Source organism: Pseudomonas sp. RIT-To-2 (assembly GCF_029623465.1).
GTDB lineage: Bacteria > Pseudomonadota > Gammaproteobacteria > Pseudomonadales > Pseudomonadaceae > Aquipseudomonas > Aquipseudomonas silvicola.
Window position 1 is genome coordinate 99219 of sequence record NZ_JAPYKM010000019.1, and the last position, 19276, is coordinate 118494.

Here is a 19276-nt window from a genome sequence, read left to right on the forward strand (position 1 = left end):
TTATTTGTGGTAAGGGTGCCCGGACAACACGGTCCAGGCGCGATACAGCTGCTCGCCGATCAGGATACGAACCAACGGGTGCGGCAGTGTCAGCGGCGACAGCGACCAGCGCTGGTCAGCGCGCGCGCAGACTTCCGGCGCCAGCCCTTCGGGGCCGCCGACCATGAAGTTGACGGTGCGCGAGTCCAGCCGCCAGCGGTCCAGTTCCACCGCCAGCTGCTCGGTGCTCCACGGCTTGCCGTGCACTTCGAGCGTGACGATACGCTCACCCGGCTGAACCTTGGCCAACATGGCCTCGCCTTCCTGACGGATGAAGCGCGCCACGTCGGCGTTCTTGCCACGGGTGTTGAGCGGAATTTCCACCAGGTCGAGCGCCAGTTCGGACGGCAGACGCTTGGCGTATTCCTGCCAACCGTCCTCCACCCACCTGGGCATGCGCGAACCGACAGCAATCAGACGCAGACGCATGGCCCGGCCTTATTCGTTGCCTGGGGTGTGGTGCGCACCGCTGGCGGCACGGCTCTGCTCGGCACCCTGCCACAGGCGTTCCAGGTCGTAGAACTGGCGGGCAGCGGCGGTCATCATGTGCACGATCACGTCGCCCAGGTCCAGCAGTACCCAGTCGCTTTCGCCCTTGCCTTCTTCGCCCAGTGGCTGCGCGCCCTTGGCTTTGACGTTCTCGCGAACCTTGTCGAGCATGGCGTTGATCTGGCGGTTCGAGGTACCGGTGGCGATCACCATGTAGTCGGTCAGGCTGTGCTTGTCTTTCACGTCGATCACCAGGATGTCCTGGGCCTTGACGTCTTCCAGGGCGGCCTTGGCCAGTTCAACCAGCTCTTCGCCGGATACGCTGATTTTTTGCTTGGTCATATAAAACTCGTTCAGTTCAATTGGACGCACGGTACAGCCCGTGCGCCTCGATGTAGGCCAGTACCGCGTCAGGCACCAGGAAACGTACCGACTTCCCGCTGGCCAGCAGTTGACGGATCTGGGTGGCCGACACCGCCAGGGGTGTCTGCCAGACGAAAGTAATATTCCCGCCCGGCCCTTCAAGGGCCAGCGGGTCGCTGACCGACCGCGCGGCCAGCAGGTTGCGCAAGGCATCCGGCGGCTCGCTGTCGGCGTCAGGCCGCTGCAATACCAGAATATGGCAATGCTGCAGCAGTTCTTCCCAGCGGTGCCAGGAAGGCAGGCCACAAAAGGCATCCCAGCCCAGCAGCAAGAACAGCTGGTCGTCGGCGGCGAGTTCCGCGCGCATCAGTTCCAGCGTGTCGATGGTGTACGACGGCTTGTCCCGTTGCAGCTCCCGGGCATCCACGGTCAGCGGCGCCACGCCCTCCACGGCGCAGCGCACCATGGCCAGGCGGTCCTGGGGCGTCACCTGCGGGGTGTCGCGGTGGGGCGGCCGCGCGTTGGGCGTCAGGCGCAGCTCGTCCAGGCCCAGGGCATCGGCCACTTCCAGCGCGCTGCGCAAGTGGCCGATGTGCACCGGGTCGAACGTGCCGCCCAGCACACCGATACGGCGCGGGACGGGCTGGCTGCCTGGGCGGCTGACGTCACCCAAGTCAGGCAGGCTCCTGGCCGCGCAACTGGCCGTCGCCAATCACGATGTATTTCTCGCAGGTCAGGCCTTCCAGGCCCACCGGGCCACGGGCGTGGATCTTGTCCGTGGAAATGCCGATCTCGGCACCCAGGCCATACTCGAAGCCATCGGCAAAGCAGGTCGGGGTGTTGATCATCACCGAGGCGGAGTCGACCTCGGCGGTGAAGCGCCGGGCTTCGCCGAAGTTCTCGGTGGCGATGGAATCGGTGTGATGCGAACCGTAATGGTTGATGTGGTCGATGGCCTGTTCCAGGCCATCGACCACGCGAATCGACAGGATCGCCGCCAGGTACTCGGTGTGCCAGTCTTCTTCGGTGGCCGGTAGCGCCTGGATGATATCGCGGGTGCGCTCGCAGCCACGCAGCTCGACACCTTTCTCGGCGAACCGGGCAGCCATGGCCGGCAGGAAGTCGGCGGCCACGGCCGCGTCCACCAGCAGGGTTTCCATGGCGCCGCAGATACCATAGCGGTAGGTCTTGGCGTTGAAGGCGATGCGCTCGGCCTTGGCCAGGTCGGCGTCGGCGGCCACGTAAACGTGGCAGATGCCATCCAGATGCTTGATGACCGGCACCTTGGCGTCGCGGCTGACGCGCTCGATCAGGCCACGGCCGCCACGGGGCACGATGATGTCCACGTACTCGGGCATGGTGATCAGCGCGCCCACGGCTTCGCGGTCGGTGGTTTCCACGACCTGCACCACGGCAGCCGGCAGGCCGGCTTCGGCCAGGCCGCGCTGGACGCAGGCGGCGATGGCACGGTTGGAGTGGATGGCCTCGGAGCCGCCGCGCAGAATAGTGGCGTTGCCGGACTTCAGGCACAGGCTGGCTGCGTCGATGGTCACGTTCGGGCGCGACTCATAGATGATCCCGACCACCCCCAGGGGCACGCGCATCTTGCCCACCTGGATGCCCGACGGCCGATAGCTCATGTCGCGAATGGCACCCACGGGGTCTGGCAGGCTGGCCACCTGGCGCAGGCCAACGATCATGCCGTCGATGCGTGCCGGGGTCAGCGCCAGGCGCTCGAGCATGGCTGGTTCCAGGCCATTGGCGCGGCCAGCGGCCAGGTCCTGTTCGTTGGCGGCAGTCAGCGCGCCACGGGCAGCGTCCAACGCGTTGGCAGCAGCCAGCAGGGCGCGGTTCTTCTGCGCGGTGCTGGCGCGCGCGATCACGCGGGAGGCTTCGCGGGCGGCGCGACCCAGACGGGTCATGTAGTCAAGAACGGACTCAGTCATGGTCTCTGTGGTCTTGGCAAAGAGGAAAGCGGCTGATTATAGCTGTCTCGACCGGCCACTGACAGCGGCGGCAGGCGGATGGTCGAAAACAGTCTGCGCCAGGGCAATGATTCAGCCGTGATTAAGCCACGAATGAATATTATCCTTGCAGGTTCTTTCGTAACTTGCGGTAAATCGCCGATGCTGCTCAATGCCCTGCCCTGGCCAGACGCACGCCCTCTGCCCGACGCGTTTTTCGACCGCGACGCCCAACTGCTTGCCCGCGAATTGCTGGGCAAGGTGATTCGCCACAAGCAGGGCCCGTACTGGCTGTCGGCCCGCATCATCGAGACCGAGGCTTACTACTGCGCCGAGAAGGGCAGCCACGCCTCGCTGGGCTACACGGAGAAACGCAAGGCGCTGTTCCTGGATGGCGGGCACATCTACATGTACTACGCCCGGGGCGGTGATTCGCTGAACTTCAGCGCCCAGGGCCCTGGCAACGCAGTGCTGATCAAGTCCGGCTACCCCTGGGTGGACGCCCATGCCGATGAAAACGCCTTGGCCCAGATGCAACTGAACAACCCCGACGCCGCCGGCAACCCGCGCCCGATCGAGCGCCTCTGTGCCGGCCAGACACTGTTGTGCAAGGCCATGGGGCTGAAGGTGCCGAACTGGGACGCCAAGCGGTTCGACCATGAACAATTATTTGTCGATGACCTTGGCATCATCCCGAAACAAATTATCCAGACCACTCGCCTGGGCATTCCCCACGGGCGCGACGAACATCTGCCGTACCGTTTCGTGGACGCCGAGCATGCCCGCCATTGCACAAGGAACCCCTTGCGCCGCGGCCAAGTCGAAGGTCGCGACTTTTTTACCCTTGCGCAAGGAAATTGAAACATGGGCCCATGGCTCGACGGGCTGACCGCCTGGTTGTCCGCACACCCCCAATGGCTGGGGCTGGCGATTGTGCTGGTGGCGTGCACCGAATGCCTGGCCATTGTCGGGCTGATAGTGCCCGGCACCGTGCTGCTGTTCGCCATTGCCGTGCTGGCCGGCAATGGTGCGCTGTCGCTGGGTGAAACCTTGTTGCTGGGCTACATCGGCGGATTACTGGGTGACGGCTTGTCCTACTTCACCGGCCGCCATTTCCACCAGAACATCCGCCGCTTGCCCGGGCTGCGCCACCACCCGGAATGGATCGGCCGCGCCGAGGGCTATTTCCAGCGCTATGGCATTGCCAGCTTGCTGGTGGGCCGCTTCATCGGCCCGCTGCGGCCCATGCTGCCCATGGTGGCGGGCATGTTCGACATGCCATTGTTGCGCTTCGTGGGGGTCAGCCTGCTGGCGGGCGCCGGTTGGTCGGTGGTGTACCTGATGCCGGGCTGGGCGACCGGCGCGGCCATGCGACTGCCGCTGCCAGAGGGGTTCTGGGGGCAGGCCGGGGTATTGGCGGCGGGCTTCGCCGTGCTCGTTGGCTTGAGTATCAGTGCCGCATGGCGCTCGCGGCCCCATGGCACGCGCCTGGTCACGGGCATGTGCCTGGTGCTGTTGGTCGGGGTCTTCCTCGGCTGGCCGCACCTGGTGCAGTTCGATCAGGGGATCATGACCCTGGTTCAGGAGCACCGCGCCCCGTTCATGGACGACGTCGCCATCGCCTTGACGAAGATGGGTGATTTTCGCAGTCAGTTCCTCCTGGCGGCCGTGGTATGCGGACTGCTGGTGGTGCAGCGCCAGTGGCGCCCTGCGATGTTCGCCATGGGCACGCTGCTATTTACCGCGCTAGGCAACGGCTTGATGAAGCACGTGTTCGCGCGCATTCGCCCGGAGGTGATGACCCACCCGCTGGGCACCTACAGCATGCCCAGCGGCCACAGTTCGGCGGCGTTCGCGCTGTTCCTGACCCTGGGCGTGCTGGCCGGGCGCGGCCAGCCACCGCGTCTGCGCCTGGCCTGGCTGGTACTGGCGGGGCTGCCGGCAGCGGGCATTGCCCTGTCGCGCGTGTACCTGGGGGCGCACTGGCCGACGGATATTCTGGCGGGCACCCTGCTGGCGTGCTTCGTCTGCGCGGCCAGCCTGACCTTGAACCAGTGGCGCCAGCCATTGCCAGCGATGCCACCGCGGGTGTGGTGGACAGTGATGCCGGTGATAGTGGTGTCGCTGGGCTTCTTCGCTACGCGGGACTTCTCCCATACTTTGCTGCGGTATGCCTACTAACCGTTCAAGGCCGCCGCAAATCGCGCGGTAGAGCACTAGGCGAAGAGCTCGCCCTGCAAGTCGTCCAGCAGCACCTGAATGCCAGCCAACCGTTCAGCCGGGTCAGTCAGGGTCAGCAGGTCGATCTTGTCCTGCTCGGGAAACGGCAGCAGATAGGCCAGTTGATTGGCCAGGGACTGACGCCCGGGCACTTCGGTGCCCATGTCCAGCGCCGCCACCATGGGGTGTTCGGCCAGGGCATGCAGCAACGCCACCAGGTCGTCATCCTCTTCCACCAACGGCTGGTCAGCGGCCTCGTCCTGCCACTCCACATCCGCCACCAGCAATTGGTCGCGCTGCAGCTCGGTAGCCGTTACCTTGAACCGCCGGGTGCCCTTCACGCGAATGCCCAGCAGGCCATTGTCCTGCTTCTGAAAGTCGGTGATCACGGCTTCACAACCGACCATCGCGTGCCCAGCCGGCGCCGGGCCAACCTCTTGCCCGTCGAGAATGCAGACCACGCCAAAGCCCCCGCCCTGTTTCATGCAGCGCCCGATCATGTCGAGGTAGCGTGCCTCGAAAATCTGCAAATCGAGGATGCAGCCCGGGAACAGCACGGTATTGAGGGGAAAAAGCGGCAACGTCATAGTGGTTTCCTTAAACGAACAGGCTGACGGCCAGCGGCAGGAATACCGCGGTCGATACCCCCATCAGGCTCATGGCCAATGCGGCAAACGCCCCGCACTCTTCACCTTCCTGCAGGGCCACCGAAGTGCCCACCGCATGGGCGGTCATGCCCAGGGCCATGCCACGGGCCTCGGGGCTGTGCACCTTGAGCATGGACAACAGCGCGGGGCCAAAGATCGCCCCGATGACCCCGGTGATCAGCACGAACACCGCCGCCAGGGCGGCTACACCGCCAATCTGCTCCGCCACCAGCATGGCAATGGGCGAGGTGACCGACTTGGGTGCCATGGTCATCAGGATCATGTGCTCGGCGCCAAAGCACCACGCCAGCAACAGCCCCAGGCCGGTGGCAAACACCCCGCCTATCACCAGCGTAGCCAACACCGGCGCCAGCAGTTGACGGATGCGCCGCAGGTTGAGAAACAGCGGCACCGCCAAGGCAACCGTGGCCGGCCCCAGCAAAGTGCCGAGTATCTCGGTGCTCTTGCGGTACTCGCCATAGCTGACGCCGGTCAGCAGCAACACCCCGATCACCAGCAGCATCGACACCAGCACCGGTTGCAGAAAGACCCAACGGGTACGCTCGTACCCCGCCAGCACCAGTTGATAGGCACCCAGGGTAATGCCGATGCCGAACAGCGGGTGGTGAATGACCGATTCCAGTGCGCCGTGCCAGTCAAGGTTCATGGGTGCTCCCCGCGGCGAGCGAGCATTTTCTGCATCAGTTTGCCCACCAGGGCCATGGACACCAGCACCGAGATGAACAGCGTGCCGACGATGGCCCAGAAGTCGGCGGCAATGTCGCTGGCGTAGGCCATCACGCCCACGGCGGGGGGCACCAGCAGCAACGGTAGGTAACGCAGGAGGCTGGCAGATGCATCGGCCAGCGGCTTGCCCACTTCGCCCCGAATGATCAGGAACCCCAGCAACAGCAGCAAGCCGATGATCGGCCCAGGCAGCATGCGCAATACCAAGTGATTGAGCGCGGTGCCCAACAGTTGGAACACGATCAGCCACGTCAAACCACGTAACAACATATTTTCCTCCCCCGCCGGCATCCGGCACCATTATAAGCACGCAAGGTTGATGCCTATAAACCGGCATTCGCCAACGCCATGGAGGCTTGACCGGCCCGGCACAGCGTGCTGATCTAAGCGGGCGCACGCCAACGCGCCACTCAACAAGGAGAGTCTCGATGCCGTTTGTACCTGTTGCAGAACTCAAGCAGTACGTGGGCAAGGAACTGGGGTATTCCCAATGGCTGAAAATCGACCAGGCCCGCATCAACTTGTTCGCCGAGGCCACGGGTGACTTCCAATTCATCCATGTGGACCCGGAAAAGGCCGCGAAGACCCCGTTCGGCGGCACCATCGCCCATGGTTTTCTCAGCCTGTCACTGATCCCCAAGCTGATGGAAGACCTGCTGGTAGTGCCAGAGGGCTTGAAGATGGTGGTCAACTATGGCCTGGACAGCGTGCGCTTCATCCAGCCAGTGAAGGTCGACTCCAACGTGCGCCTGAAGGTGGAACTGACCGAGGTCACCGAGAAAAAGCCCGGCCAGTGGTTGCTCAAGGCAGTCGCCACGCTGGAAATCGAAGGTCAGGAAAAACCGGCCTATATAGCTGAACCGTTGTCGCTCTGCTTCGTTTAATACCGGCCAGCGCTCAAACCACCCCGGTGGCTGTTTCACCGGGGGTGTTGTGCGGCATACTCGGCGCCTTACTTGCCCGGATCCCGCCATGCGCCCACTCGTTCCCCTCGCCCTGACCCTGCTGATCACCGCCTGTGGCGATGGCGAGTCCCTTTCCCCACCTGATGCACGCCTGCCCGACGGCGGCCGGTACCGGGGCGAGGTGGTCAATGGCCTGTTGCAGGGCCAGGGCCGGATCGACTATCCCAACGGCAGCTGGTACGCCGGCGATTTCCAGAATGGCCAGTGGCATGGCCAGGGCGAATGGCACGGCAGCAATGGCGAGGTATACCGCGGCGGCTTCCAGCAGGGGCTGTTCGACGGCCAGGGCAACCTGAGCGCCAACGGCACAACGTATGTGGGTAGTTTCAAACTGGGCCGCCGCGACGGTGAAGGTACCCTCAAGGAGCCTGGCCAGACTTACCGCGGCGAGTTCAAGGCCGACCAGTATTCGGGGGCCGGCCACCTGGAACTCGACGACGGCAGCGATTACCAGGGCGTGTTCGCCCATGGCAAGCCCAACGGTGAAGGGGTGCGCAGCGATGCCAGCGGGAACCAGTTCACCGGTACCTTCGCCAACGGCGAGCTGGAAGGCCATGGCACGTTCAGCAGCTCCGAGGGTGACCAGTACATCGGCGACTTCCACCGCAGCCAACTGCACGGTCGCGGCCGGTACGAGAGCGCCGAGGGCGACGTGTGGATAGGCCAGTTCAAGGAAGGCGCGCTGAGCGGCGAAGGCGAAATGTTCGGCAGCGACGGCAGCCACTACAAGGGCCGCTTCGATGACTGGCACTTCACAGGCCCGGGCAGCCTGTCCCTGGCCGATGGCAGCGCCTACGTCGGCAATTTCGACAAGGACGCCTACGACGGCAAGGGCACGCTGATCCACAAGGACGGCGAAGTCGAAAGCGGCCTGTGGGCCAACGGCCAGCGTGTGCGCGACGCCCAGGGCAAGCTGTTGCCCGACACCCTTGAACTGGGCCTGCTGAACCAGGGCGCGTTGCTGGACAAGGCGTTGGCCGCCGTGCCCGCTGCCACGGGCAACGACGTGCAGTTGTACACCATCACCCTGGCAGGGGATGGCAAGCAGAGCGTGTTCATGCGCGAAGCCGACTACGTCAACCACATGCTGGCCAGCCGATTCGGCGCCGTGGGCCAGATCAACCTGATCAACCACCGCGACCATCTCGACGACCGCCCCATGGCGACCCGCGAAACCCTGAGCCGCGCAGTACAGACCATTGCCCAGCGCAGCAAGGCCGACGACCTGGTGTTCATCTACCTCACCAGCCACGGCACCCACGAAAACGAACTGGTGCTGGACCAACCCCGCCTTCAGCTGTCAGACCTGCCGCCCGACGAACTGGCGGCGGTGCTGGCACCGTTGAAAAACCGTGACAAGGTCGTGGTGATTTCCGCCTGTTACTCCGGTGGTTTCATTCCCGCCATCAAGGACGACCACACGCTGGTCATGACGGCTTCCCGGGCCGACCGCGTGTCGTTCGGCTGCTCGGAGGAGTCGGACTTCACGTATTTCGGCGATGCCCTGTTCGCCCAGGCGCTGAACGAAACCGATGACCTGCAACAGGCATTCGAACTTGCCCGCAAGCATGTTGCCGAACGTGAAGCGACGGACGGTTTCGAAGCGTCCGACCCACAGATCTGGGCGCCCAAAGGCGTGCTGGCGCATTGGCAGCGGCTGCGCCAGCAGCAAGCCAGGCATGCGTTGCAAAGCGCCTCACTGGGTGTCACGGGAGAGGCAAAAAATACCGGAAGCCACTAAACTTCCTGTATCAAGGGAGAGACATCATGTACTTGACGCCGCAGCACATCCTGCTTGCTGGAGCCACCGGGCTGACCGGTGAACATCTGCTTGACCGCCTGCTCAGCGAACCCACCGTGAGCCGTGTTCTGGCCCCTACCCGTCGCCCCCTTGCCGAGCACCCGCACCTGGAAAACCCGGTGGGGGCGTTCAACGAATTGTTGCCTGGCCTGAGCGGCCGGGTCGATATTGCCTTCTGCTGCCTGGGCAGCACCATCAAGCAGGCCGGCTCGCAGGAAGCCTTCCGCCAGATCGACCATGACCTGGTGGTGGCTTATGCCAAACGCGCGCGGGAACTGGGCGCACGGCACCTGCTGGTGATCAGCGCGATTGATGCCGACGACAAGTCGAAGATCTTCTACAACCGTGTGAAGGGCGAGACCGAACGCGACCTCAAGGCCATGAACTGGCCGCAGTTGACCATCGTGCGGCCGTCGCTGCTGCTGGGGCAACGCCTGGAACCGCGTCTGGGCGAACAGTTGGCAGGGCCGCTGTCGAAGCTGATTCCGGGCAAGTACCGGGGCATCGAAGTGTGCGACCTGGCCCGAGCCTTGTGGCGCCTGGCACTGGAAGAACAGGATGGCATTCGCGTGGTCGAGTCCGACGAATTGCGCCGGCTAGGCAAATAGCCCTGTCGCCCTACTCCACAGAGATGCGCCAGTCAGGCGCAGGGTTACATCCCGCCGTGGGCCTGCACGCCGAAGCCGAGCACGGTCAACGCCGATATCGGTAGCAGCAGTGTATCGAGCAAGGTGCTGAACGGCAGGTCCACCCGCGGCCAGGCCGGGGCTTGCGCGCCGAAGTGATCCATCGCACAGCAACCGCCTTCGATCGCGTACCAATCCAGCCGCGCCCCGGAGTACACCACCGGGGCGCCTGGCTTGGCGGCGTTCAACGTGCTGACAGTGGCGCACCCCGTCAATTGAAGCGCCGCCAGCAGGCCGATCAGTCGTTTATTCATCGCCGCCCAGGTGGTATTCACCCCAGCGCGGCAGCATGTCTTGCGGGATATCGAGCAGGTTGAGCACCCGCGCCACCACGAAGTCCACCAGGTCATCAATGGTCTGGGGCTGATGATAGAAGCCCGGCGATGCCGGCAGGATCACCGCGCCCATCTGCGACAGCTTGAGCATGTTCTCCAGGTGAATACTGGAATACGGCGCCTCGCGGGGTACCAGAATCAACTGACGGCGCTCCTTGAGGGTGACATCGGCCGCACGCTCGACCAGGTTGTTGCAGGCGCCGGTGGCGATGGCCGACAACGTCCCGGTGGAACAGGGCACCACCACCATGGCGGCCGGCGCGCCAGAGCCCGAGGCCACCGGCGACATCCAGTCTTCCTTGCCGTACACGCGAATCTGGTTCGCCGCCGCACCGGTGTACTCGGTGAGAAAAGCCTGCATGGCCTGGGGTTTGGCCGGCAATACCACATCGGTCTCGGTCGCCATCACCAACTGCGCGGCCTTGGAGATCAGGAAATGCACCTCACGGTCTTCGCGCACCAGGCAATCGAGCAGGCGCAGACCATACTGGGCGCCCGAGGCGCCGGTCATGGCCAGCGTGATACGTTCCGGGCCACTCATTTGAGCGCCTCGGCCAGCTTCAGGTGCAGGCCGCCAAAGCCGCCGTTGCTCATGATGACCACGTGGGTGCCGGGTTGAGCCTGGCTTTGCACCCGGGCAATGATGGCCTCCAGCGAATCGGCGACGATGGCGGGAACCGGGCACAGCGCGGCGGTTGCCGCCAGATCCCAACCCAGGTTGGGCGGCGCGTACCAGATGACCTGGTCGGCATCACGCACGCTGTCCGGCAAGCCGTCGCGGTGGGCACCGAGCTTCATGGAGTTGGAACGCGGCTCGATCACGGCGATCAGCGGTGCATCGCCTATACGCTTGCGCAGGCCATCGAGGGTGGTGGCAATGGCGGTCGGGTGGTGGGCGAAGTCATCGTAGAGGGTCACACCCTGCACCTGGGCCACGGTTTCCATGCGCCGTTTGACGTTCTTGAACGCGCTCAGCGCTTCGATGCCCATGGCCGGTACCACGCCCACATGGCGCGCGGCCGCCAAGGTGGCCAGGGCATTGGCAACGTTGTGCTGGCCCGTCAGCGGCCAGTTCACCGTACCTTCCACCTTACCTTCGAACAGCACTTCGAAGCGCGAACCGTCTTCACTCAACAGCCGAGCCTGCCACTGGCCACCCTGGCCGGTAGTCTGCACCGGCGTCCAGCAACCCATGTCGATGACGCGCTTGAGCGCGGGCTCGGTGGTGGGATGAATCACCAGGCCTTCGCTGGGAATGGTGCGCACCAGGTGGTGGAACTGGCGCTCAATGGCCGCCAGGTCCGGGAAGATATCGGCGTGGTCGAATTCCAGATTATTGAGGATGGCCGTACGCGGGCGGTAGTGGACGAACTTCGAGCGCTTGTCGAAAAAGGCGCTGTCGTACTCGTCGGCCTCGACCACGAAGAACGGGGTATCCCCCAGGCGCGCCGACACCGCGAAATTCTGCGGCACGCCGCCGATCAGGAAGCCTGGCGCCATGCCGGCATGTTCCAGCACCCACGCCAGCATGCTGCTGGTGGTGGTCTTGCCATGGGTACCGGCCACGGCCAGTACCCAGCGGCCTTGCAGCACATGGTCAGCCAGCCATTGCGGCCCTGACACATAAGGCAGGCCCTTGTTCAGCACATATTCCACCGCCGGGTTGCCGCGCGACAGGGCGTTGCCGATGACCACCAGGTCTGGCGCCGGGTCCAGTTGGGCTGCGTCATAGCCTTGGGTCAGCTCAATGCCCTGGGCCTGCAGCTGAGTGCTCATGGGCGGGTAGACGTTGGCGTCGGAGCCGGTGACGTGATGCCCCAATTCCTTGGCGAGAACCGCCAGCGACCCCATGAACGTGCCGCAGATACCGAGAATGTGAATGTGCATGATTGACCTCGCAAAACATCGAGGCAGGGTAGCCCACGGTAGGAAAAATCTCACGCGTTGATTGTTGCACGCCGCCGGGTGTATCGCTGCGGGCCCGCCTTCACGCCTGATCGAGACTCAGGCATTCATCTGCCGGCTGATACCGTGCTTGCGCAGCTTTCTATACAAGGTATTACGGCTGACCCCCAACTCCTCGGCCACATGGGTCATGTGCCAGCGCTGGCGCTCCAGCACACCGATCAACGCGGTACGCTCGGCCTGCGCCAGTGGTTGCTCGGGTTGCGGTACCTCCACGCCCTGCTCACGCACATAAGCCGGCAGGTCGCTGAACGCCACCCGCCCACCTTCGCTCAGAGCCACAAGCGTGCGCAGCACATTGCGCAGCTGCCGCACGTTGCCCGGCCAAGAGTACGCGAGCAATGCCTGGCGGGCACGCTCCTCAAGGTGCAACGGCTCACCGGCCGCCTCCTGGCCCAGGACGAAGGCCAGCAAGGCGGGCTTGTCGGTGCGTTCACGCAGGGCGGGCAGGTCGATTTCCAGGCCATTGAGACGGTAATAGAGGTCTTCGCGGAAGCTGCCATCGCGAACTCGCTCCAGCAAATCGCGGTGGGTAGCACTGATGATGCGCACGTCCACTGCCACGGCCTCACCCCCCAGCGGCACCACCATGCGGTCTTCCAGTACCCGCAAAAGGCGCGTCTGCAACGCCAGCGGCATGTCGCCGATCTCATCCAGCAGCAAGGTACCGCCATCGGCCTGCTGCAGTTTGCCGCGCATGCCTTCCTTGCGCGCGCCGGTGAAACTGCCACCCCGGTAGCCGAACAGCTCGCTCTCGATCAGGCTTTCGGGCAACGAAGCACAATTGAGCGCCACGAATGCTTTGCCGGCGCGGCGGCTGGCTTGATGCACAGCCTTGGCGAAGGCCTCCTTGCCCGATCCGGTTTCGCCATGGACCATCAACGGCACGTCACGCTCGAAGACTTTCAGCGCGCGACGGAAATCCAGCTGCAAGCGCTCGTCGCCCAGGCAGATATCCGCCGTCGGCACCGCTGCCTTGGCAAACGGTACTGCCAACGCCGGCGGACGCCCCTTGAGGCTGGCGAACAGCAAACGGCCGTCACGGGTACGCAGCGGCCAACTGGCACTGGCCTCCAAGGTCGCGCGGCCCAGCAGTTCACCCAGTGAGCAGTCGAAGCAGCTGTCCACCGGCTGGCCCACCAGCGTGCTGCGCCCGCGCGCCAGCAGGTTCAAGGCACTCTGGTTGACAGCGGCAATGCGCCCCTGCTCATCGCACGCCAGCAAGCCCTCGCTGAAAAAGCCCACGGACTCGGCCTGCAAGTGAAAGCGCAGCAACCACTGGTCTTCGAAATGACGCAGAAAATAGTTGCTTTCGATCATCTTCGCCGAGAGGTTGACCAGGGTCATGGTGTGAAATTGGCTCTGGCGCGACACATCCGCCCGTGCCGAAGATACGTCCAGTACCGCCAACAGCTCGCCATTGGGGTCGAACACCGGGCTGGCGGAACAGGTCAACCCGGTATGACGGCCGCGAAAATGCTCGTCCTGGTGAATGGTCAACGCCTGTCGCTCCACCAGGCAAGTGCCGATCCCGTTGGTGCCCTCCCGGGCTTCGCTCCAGTCAGCGCCCAGCCACAAGCCGGCGCGCTCGAACACCTTGCGCTCGGTGGGCGCGGTCACGCAGTTGAGGATCACGCCACGAGCGTCGGTGAGCAGCACCGCGTGGCCAGCACCGGACAACTGCTGGTGCAGGCTGGCCATTTCCCCGCCGGCGATCTGCAGCACCTGCTGCATGCGCTCGCGGCTTTCGAGGATACGCCCGTGTTCCAATACGGTGGGCGCCACCGCCACTGACGGGTCGAGGTGGTAGTCCTCCAGGCACCGCAGCCAGGAACGGGCGATGGAAGGGTCGCTGGCCGGGCCACGCAATGGGGCCGGGCCACGGGTGACGGTCAGTACCTGGCGGGCATGACGGCTGAGATGGTCACTGTGCACTTTTTATTATTCTCCCAGTGGGTTTCCCCCAGCATCCTCCAGCCATCGCACCAATGCAATGCCACCTTCGGCCCCGTGGTGGGTAGTGTCACGTGGCTGGCACAAAGTGTCACGCCACCTGTCGCGTGGTTGTCACCAAAGCGTGCGACAGCGGGCCATGCCCACCGCTGCAAGCCGCGGTTTCACTGGGTTGTCAGGCGCTGGCCCGACACTTGCTCTACGCTATTGAACGCCACAGACGCGTCCTCCAGCCAAAAGTAAAAAAACCAAGGAGAAACTCACCATGCGTTACGCACATCCCGGTACCGAAGGGGCTCTGGTCAACTTCAAGAGCCGTTACGGCAACTACATCGGCGGCGAGTTCGTGGCGCCGGTGAAGGGCCAGTACTTCACCACCACTTCCCCGGTCAATGGCCAGCCTATCGCCGAATTCCCCCGCTCCACTGCCGAAGATATCGACAAAGCCCTCGACGCCGCTCACGCCGCTGCCGACGCCTGGGGCACCACCTCGGTGCAGGCCCGTTCGCTGGTCCTGCTGAAAATCGCCGACCGCATCGAGCAACACCTGGAAACCCTGGCCATCACCGAAACCTGGGACAACGGCAAGGCCGTGCGTGAGACACTGAATGCCGACATTCCGCTGGCCGCCGACCACTTCCGCTACTTCGCTGGTTGCCTGCGCGCGCAGGAAGGCAGCGCTGCGGAAATCGACGGCAATACCGTGGCGTACCACATCCACGAGCCGCTGGGCGTGGTCGGCCAGATCATCCCCTGGAACTTCCCCATCCTGATGGCTGCCTGGAAACTGGCCCCGGCCCTGGCCGCCGGCAACTGCGTGGTGCTCAAGCCGGCCGAGCAGACGCCGCTGGGTATCACCGTGCTGGTCGAACTGATCGGCGACCTGCTGCCACCGGGCGTGCTCAACATCGTCCAGGGCTTCGGCAAGGAAGCAGGCGAAGCGCTGGCCACCAGCAAGCGCATCGCCAAGATCGCCTTCACTGGCTCCACCCCGGTGGGCTCGCACATCATGAAGTGCGCCGCCGAGAACATCATTCCGTCTACCGTTGAACTGGGCGGCAAGTCGCCGAACATTTTCTTCGAAGACATCATGCAAGCCGAGCAGAGCTTCATCGAGAAGGCAGCCGAGGGCCTGGTACTGGCCTTCTTCAACCAGGGCGAGGTGTGCACCTGCCCCTCCCGTGCGCTGGTGCAGGAGTCGATCTACCCGGCCTTCATGAAAGAAGTGATGAAGAAGATCGAGCAGATCAAACGCGGCGACCCGCTGGACACCGACACCATGGTGGGCGCCCAGGCATCCGAGCAACAGTTCGACAAGATTCTCTCGTACCTGGAAATCGCCAAGGGCGAGGGCGCCGAGCTGCTGACCGGTGGCGCGGTACAGAAACTCGAAGGTAGCCTTTCGACCGGCTATTACATCCAGCCGACGCTGCTCAAGGGCAATAACAAGATGCGGGTGTTCCAGGAAGAAATCTTCGGCCCGGTGGTGAGCGTCACTACCTTCAAGGACGAAGCCGAGGCCCTGGCCATCGCCAACGACACCGAGTTCGGCCTGGGCGCCGGTGTGTGGACCCGCGACATCAACCGCGCCTACCGCATGGGCCGCGGCATCAAGGCCGGCCGTGTGTGGACCAACTGCTACCACCTGTACCCCGCCCACGCGGCCTTCGGTGGCTACAAGAAATCGGGGGTGGGCCGTGAAACGCACAAAATGATGCTGGACCACTACCAGCAGACCAAAAACCTGCTGGTGAGCTACGACATCAACCCGCTGGGCTTCTTCTAAGCTGAAACCAGGTCGGCCCGGTCATGGTCCCATGACCGGGCCGATTCATTTCAGCGTCCGTTTGATTGCGCTTTCTAATTGTTTTGAGGCAGCATCGGACCGACGGCATGCCGTGGTATTGGTTGCCATTCTCTGTCCAGCACGCGAGGCCCGATATGCGAATTGTTCAAGCAACGCTGGAGCATCTGGACCTGATCGCTCCACTGTTCGTGAAGTACCGCGAGTTCTACGGCGAACTGCCCTACCCCGACTCTTCCCGCGCCTTTCTGGAAAAACGCCTTCGACGCGAGGAATCGACCATCTACCTGGCCCTGCCGGACGATGATGACAAAAAGCTGCTGGGCTTCTGCCAGCTCTACCCCAGTTTCTCCTCGCTATCGCTCAAACGCGTGTGGATCCTCAACGACATCTATGTCGCCGAAGACGCCCGCCGCCAGCTGGTAGCCGACCACCTGATCCGCACCGCCAAGAAGATGGCCAAGGAAACCCAGGCCGTGCGCCTGCGGGTGTCCACCAGCGCCAGCAACGAAGTGGCGCAGAAGACGTATGAGTCCATCGGGTTCCACCAGGACACCGAATTCCTCAATTACGTACTGCCCATTACCACCGACTGACCGGCAGCGACGCCTTGTGCAGGCGCTGGCTTGCCCGCGAGCTTTCAGGGGAGAAATACCCACCGGAAAGCCAGCGTCTGCAAAAACCCGTTGTCGCAATGGGCAATCCGCAATGCCTGGCTACAAAGTCATGGGGTATTGGCGCTCGTCGGTCGTATAATCCCGGCTCGCCAAGTTGTACGATTTGTTACCGTACGACCACGCCCCACTCAAGTAGCCCCAAGCCCGTAGCGTCGGGCCCTGCACAGGTGTTGCACATGGATTTCAACCCGCTCGACCTGATCCTCCACCTCGATACGTACCTCGATCTGCTGGTGAACAACTATGGCCCCTGGATCTACGCGATCCTGTTTCTGGTCATTTTCTGCGAAACAGGCCTGGTGGTGACCCCCTTCCTGCCAGGCGATTCGCTGCTGTTCATCGCCGGTGCAGTGGCCGCGGGGGGTGGCATGGACCCATGGCTGGTCGGCGCGCTGCTGATGGCCGCTGCCATCCTGGGCGACAGCACCAACTACGTCATTGGCCGCACCGCCGGGGAAAGACTGTTCAGCAACCCCAACTCGAAGATCTTCCGCCGCGACTACCTGCAGCAGACCCACGACTTCTACGAACGCCATGGTGGCAAGACCGTGACCCTGGCCCGCTTCCTGCCCATCCTGCGTACCTTCGCACCGTTCGTGGCCGGTATCGCCAAGATGTTCTACCCGCGCTTTCTGGCCTTCAGCGTCGTCGGCACCGTGGTCTGGGTCGGCGGCCTGGTAACCCTGGGCTACTTCTTCGGCAACGTACCGTTCATCAAGAAGAACCTGTCGCTGCTGGTGCTGGCCATCATCCTCCTTTCGCTGGTACCCATGGTCATCGGCATCGTCAAGAGCCGCATGGGTGGCAAGGCCGCCAAGGCCTCCTCGCGCTAAGCCATGTGGTCACTGCGCGCCTGGCGGCGCCGTAGGGCGTTGGCCAGGCACCCTCTGGACATGGACCTGTGGAAACAGGTCCGGCACCAGCTGGCGATCCTCGACGACATCAGTGTCGAAGAAGACCGTTGGCTGCAGGAAGCCTGCATTCTGTTCCTGCTGGACAAGCACCTCACCAGCCTGCCCGGCGTGGAACTGGATGACTACACTCGCCTGCTGCTGGCCGCCCAGGCCCAGCTGCCGCTGCTGCACCTGGGCGACCTGAACTGGTACGGCAACTTCCACGAGATCGTGCTGTACCCCGACGACTTCCTCAGCCCCCAGCGCCACCGCGATGCCAGCGGCGTGGAACACAACTGGGACGGCGAACATAGCGGGGAGGCCTGGCAACAAGGCCCCATCATCCTGGCGCTGCCTGGGGTGCTGGCCAGTGGCGGCTGGGAAGGCTACAACCTGGTCATCCATGAACTGGCGCACAAGCTCGACATGCTCAACGGCGACGCCAATGGCCTGCCGCCCCTGCACAGTGACATGCGCGTCAGCGACTGGGCCACGGCCATGCAGCACGCCTACGACGACATGAACCGGCAACTGGACAAGAACCCCGACGCCGAAACCGCCATCGACCCCTATGCCGCGGAAAACCCGGCCGAATTCTTTGCGGTTACCAGCGAATACTTCTTCAGCGCCCCTGACCTGCTGCACCAGGCTTACCCGCGTGTCTATACGCAGCTCCAGGCGTTCTATCGCCAGGATCCACTTGCCCGCCTGCAAGCCCTGCAGGCCAGCCACCCGGACTACCGCCAGCCCCACCACGGCTGAGGCAGACGGCGGTCCGGCCGGGCGTGGCAACGCCGACAAACTATGCAATAATCCCTGCCACTTTTTGGCCTAGACGGCCATTTTTACTGGCCTACAACGGGGGCAACGCCCAATGAGCTACAGCAAGATTCCGGCTGGCAAAGACCTGCCGAACGACATCTACGTCGCCATCGAGATTCCGGCCAACCACGCGCCGATCAAATACGAAATCGACAAGGACAGCGACACTCTGTTCGTTGACCGTTTCATGGCCACCCCAATGTTCTACCCGGCCAACTACGGCTTCATCCCCAACACCCTGGCCGACGACGGTGATCCCCTGGACGTGCTGGTCGTCACCCCGTACCCAGTAGCCCCTGGCTCGGTGATCCGCGCCCGTCCGGTCGGCATCCTGCACATGACCGACGACGGCGGCGGCGACGCCAAGGTCATCGCCGTACCGCACGACAAACTGTCGCAACTGTACGTCGACGTGAAGGAATACACCGACCTGCCAGCCCTGCTGCTGGAACAGATCAAGCACTTCTTCGAGAACTACAAAGACCTCGAAAAAGGCAAGTGGGTCAAGATCGAAGGTTGGGGCGACGCAGACGCCGCCCGTGCCGAAATCACCAAGTCGGTCGCTGCCTTCAAAGGCTAAGCCACCCGGCCCGAAAAAGCCCTGCCCTCGCGCAGGGCTTTTTCATGCTCGCGCTTTCACGTCCCGCCCCCCTCGTTATTCAGAAACGTCCTACATCCCCACGCCAATCCCCCCGCCACACTCCCTCGCGAACCCACCAGCCCGGGAGTCCCGCGCCCATGATCACCTCCGGCGACCGCCTCAAAACCCTGCTTCAGGAATGCCACCTGTCCCCGTCCGACCTGGCCCTGCACCGCAATGTCCTGCCCCAGCACGTCAACAACTGGATTCGCCGGGGCGTGCCCATCGCCCGGCTCGACGATATAGCGGGGCTTCTGTGCGTTCAT

Annotated in this window: 22 protein-coding genes; 11 read left to right on the top strand and 11 right to left on the bottom strand. The window is 63.7% G+C overall.

Annotated elements, in window-relative coordinates; genetic code table 11:
• The 4 genes from rlmH to QBK88_RS18065 are packed head-to-tail and all read right to left on the bottom strand — an operon-like array spanning position 1 to position 2837.
• Positions 1-468 carry a 23S rRNA (pseudouridine(1915)-N(3))-methyltransferase RlmH gene (gene rlmH, locus QBK88_RS18050; RefSeq protein WP_277963085.1) on the bottom strand — a complete coding sequence of 156 codons (468 nt, stop codon included), beginning with the start codon at positions 466-468 and terminating at the stop codon, positions 1-3.
• A gap of 9 nt (positions 469-477) precedes the next feature.
• Positions 478-870 (bottom strand): ribosome silencing factor, encoded by a 393-nt coding sequence (gene rsfS / locus QBK88_RS18055; RefSeq protein WP_008374761.1) that lies wholly within the window; start codon positions 868-870, stop codon positions 478-480.
• A 16-nt stretch (positions 871-886) separates the two neighbouring features.
• Positions 887-1564, bottom strand: coding sequence for a nicotinate-nucleotide adenylyltransferase (gene nadD, locus QBK88_RS18060; RefSeq protein ID WP_277963086.1), 678 nt, complete (start codon positions 1562-1564; stop codon positions 887-889).
• A 1-nt stretch (position 1565) separates the two neighbouring features.
• Positions 1566-2837 (bottom strand): glutamate-5-semialdehyde dehydrogenase, encoded by a 1272-nt coding sequence (locus QBK88_RS18065; RefSeq protein WP_277963087.1) that lies wholly within the window; start codon positions 2835-2837, stop codon positions 1566-1568.
• Between the two features lie 180 nt (positions 2838-3017).
• Between QBK88_RS18065 and QBK88_RS18070 the strand changes: the two genes are divergently transcribed.
• On the top strand, positions 3018-3716 hold the full coding sequence (locus QBK88_RS18070; protein WP_445764955.1) for a DNA-3-methyladenine glycosylase: 699 nt from the start codon (positions 3018-3020) through the stop codon (positions 3714-3716).
• Between the two features lie 3 nt (positions 3717-3719).
• Complete coding sequence (locus tag QBK88_RS18075; protein ID WP_277963089.1) at positions 3720-5036, top strand: bifunctional DedA family/phosphatase PAP2 family protein; 1317 nt, start codon at positions 3720-3722, stop codon at positions 5034-5036.
• Between the two features lie 35 nt (positions 5037-5071).
• Here the strand turns inward: QBK88_RS18075 and QBK88_RS18080 are convergent, their stop codons facing one another.
• From QBK88_RS18080 to QBK88_RS18090, 3 genes are read right to left on the bottom strand one after another with little or no spacing between them, the layout of a single operon-like run.
• On the bottom strand, positions 5072-5662 hold the full coding sequence (locus QBK88_RS18080; RefSeq protein ID WP_277963090.1) for an LON peptidase substrate-binding domain-containing protein: 591 nt from the start codon (positions 5660-5662) through the stop codon (positions 5072-5074).
• Positions 5663-5672: 10 nt separating this feature from the next.
• Entirely contained in the window at positions 5673-6389 is a 717-nt protein-coding gene (locus QBK88_RS18085) for an LrgB family protein (RefSeq protein WP_277963091.1), read from the bottom strand.
• Positions 6386-6739: a CidA/LrgA family protein gene (locus QBK88_RS18090; RefSeq protein WP_268148009.1), complete on the bottom strand. Its 354-nt coding sequence runs from the start codon at positions 6737-6739 to the stop codon at positions 6386-6388. Before QBK88_RS18090 ends, QBK88_RS18085 begins: the two co-directional genes overlap by 4 nt.
• A 158-nt stretch (positions 6740-6897) precedes the next feature.
• Here QBK88_RS18090 and QBK88_RS18095 point away from each other — a divergent pair, with 158 nt between their 5' ends.
• From QBK88_RS18095 to QBK88_RS18105, 3 genes are all read left to right on the top strand, one after another.
• Positions 6898-7353, top strand: a complete 456-nt coding sequence (locus tag QBK88_RS18095) for a MaoC family dehydratase (protein ID WP_268148007.1) — start codon at positions 6898-6900, stop codon at positions 7351-7353.
• An 88-nt stretch (positions 7354-7441) separates the two neighbouring features.
• Positions 7442-9175 (top strand): C13 family peptidase, encoded by a 1734-nt coding sequence (locus QBK88_RS18100; RefSeq protein WP_277963092.1) that lies wholly within the window; start codon positions 7442-7444, stop codon positions 9173-9175.
• A gap of 26 nt (positions 9176-9201) precedes the next feature.
• The gene (locus tag QBK88_RS18105; RefSeq protein WP_268148004.1) at positions 9202-9843 is read left to right on the top strand and encodes an oxidoreductase; all 642 of its coding nucleotides are present in this window, start codon (positions 9202-9204) and stop codon (positions 9841-9843) included.
• 44 nt (positions 9844-9887) lie between these two features.
• Here the strand turns inward: QBK88_RS18105 and QBK88_RS18110 are convergent, their stop codons facing one another.
• The 4 genes from QBK88_RS18110 to QBK88_RS18125 form a co-directional block, all read right to left on the bottom strand.
• Positions 9888-10175 carry a YceK/YidQ family lipoprotein gene (locus QBK88_RS18110; protein WP_277963093.1) on the bottom strand — a complete coding sequence of 96 codons (288 nt, stop codon included), beginning with the start codon at positions 10173-10175 and terminating at the stop codon, positions 9888-9890.
• On the bottom strand, positions 10168-10797 hold the full coding sequence (gene ubiX / locus QBK88_RS18115) for a flavin prenyltransferase UbiX (protein WP_268148000.1): 630 nt from the start codon (positions 10795-10797) through the stop codon (positions 10168-10170). Before ubiX ends, QBK88_RS18110 begins: the two co-directional genes overlap by 8 nt.
• Entirely contained in the window at positions 10794-12143 is a 1350-nt protein-coding gene (gene mpl, locus QBK88_RS18120; RefSeq protein WP_277963094.1) for a UDP-N-acetylmuramate:L-alanyl-gamma-D-glutamyl-meso-diaminopimelate ligase, read from the bottom strand. Before mpl ends, ubiX begins: the two co-directional genes overlap by 4 nt.
• A 117-nt stretch (positions 12144-12260) precedes the next feature.
• Positions 12261-14156: a sigma-54-dependent Fis family transcriptional regulator gene (locus QBK88_RS18125; RefSeq protein ID WP_277963095.1), complete on the bottom strand. Its 1896-nt coding sequence runs from the start codon at positions 14154-14156 to the stop codon at positions 12261-12263.
• Positions 14157-14439: 283 nt separating this feature from the next.
• Between QBK88_RS18125 and exaC the strand changes: the two genes are divergently transcribed.
• The 6 genes from exaC to QBK88_RS18155 form a co-directional block, all read left to right on the top strand.
• Positions 14440-15960, top strand: a complete 1521-nt coding sequence (gene exaC, locus QBK88_RS18130) for an acetaldehyde dehydrogenase ExaC (protein WP_277963096.1) — start codon at positions 14440-14442, stop codon at positions 15958-15960.
• Positions 15961-16115: 155 nt separating this feature from the next.
• A complete protein-coding gene (locus QBK88_RS18135) occupies positions 16116-16574 on the top strand; it encodes a GNAT family N-acetyltransferase (RefSeq protein WP_277963097.1) in 459 nt (152 codons plus the stop codon).
• A 257-nt stretch (positions 16575-16831) separates the two neighbouring features.
• The gene (locus QBK88_RS18140; RefSeq protein WP_277963098.1) at positions 16832-17488 is read left to right on the top strand and encodes a DedA family protein; all 657 of its coding nucleotides are present in this window, start codon (positions 16832-16834) and stop codon (positions 17486-17488) included.
• A 3-nt stretch (positions 17489-17491) separates the two neighbouring features.
• A complete protein-coding gene (locus QBK88_RS18145; protein ID WP_277963099.1) occupies positions 17492-18310 on the top strand; it encodes a zinc-dependent peptidase in 819 nt (272 codons plus the stop codon).
• A 112-nt stretch (positions 18311-18422) separates the two neighbouring features.
• On the top strand, positions 18423-18950 hold the full coding sequence (gene ppa, locus QBK88_RS18150) for an inorganic diphosphatase (RefSeq protein WP_158153440.1): 528 nt from the start codon (positions 18423-18425) through the stop codon (positions 18948-18950).
• A 158-nt stretch (positions 18951-19108) separates the two neighbouring features.
• Positions 19109-19276 (top strand): helix-turn-helix domain-containing protein (locus QBK88_RS18155; protein ID WP_277963103.1); only part of this gene is annotated, 168 nt, incomplete at its 3' end.